The organism is Haloparvum sedimenti (assembly GCF_001462205.1).
Lineage (GTDB): Archaea > Halobacteriota > Halobacteria > Halobacteriales > Haloferacaceae > Haloparvum > Haloparvum sedimenti.
In genome coordinates this window covers 953-1,493 of sequence record NZ_LKIR01000090.1, presented here as the reverse complement: position 1 = coordinate 1,493, position 541 = coordinate 953, and the positions used below count along the sequence as shown (strand labels likewise).

Below are 541 nucleotides of genomic sequence, written 5' to 3'. Positions count from 1 at the left end.
TCGCTATCGGTCTCGAGGAGTGTTTAGTCTTCTCAGGGGATGCCTGAGTCGTTCACAGAGAATATCCGATCCCTGCTACTCGGGTACTGACGCACGTCCTACCGCCATATCTTACGGGGTTATCACCCTGTCTCACGCTCCGTTCCAGGAGACTTCAGATACGGTGTCGGACGCTGCAAGTCAGCCCACACACCACATTGCCCGTGAGGGCTTCGGTTTGGACTGTGTCGCGGTCACTCGCGGTTACTGACGACATCGCTATTGCGTTCTCTTCCTTCCCCTACTGAGATGTTTCAATTCGGGGAGTTCCCTATTGCGCGGAGCAATTGTAATGGGATTCCTATTCGGAGATCTCGAGTTCTTTCCCTCCATGCGGGTCCCTCGAGCTTATCGCAGCTTGGCACGTCCGTCGTCGGCTCTCGAGCCGAGCCATTCACCAGCTGGCACAGTAGCCAGTTGAATACGTCCACGAACTCGGTACTGAGTTCAGTGGGCGTCTGGATCGCACGTATACACGGTCGTCATCGAATCGCCCTGTGAC

1 rRNA gene is annotated in these 541 nt (G+C 55.6%); it reads right to left on the bottom strand.

Annotated features, from left to right (window positions below):
- Positions 1–461 (bottom strand): 23S ribosomal RNA (locus AN233_RS17670); the annotation flags it as partial.
- Positions 462–541: the final 80 nt, after the last annotated feature.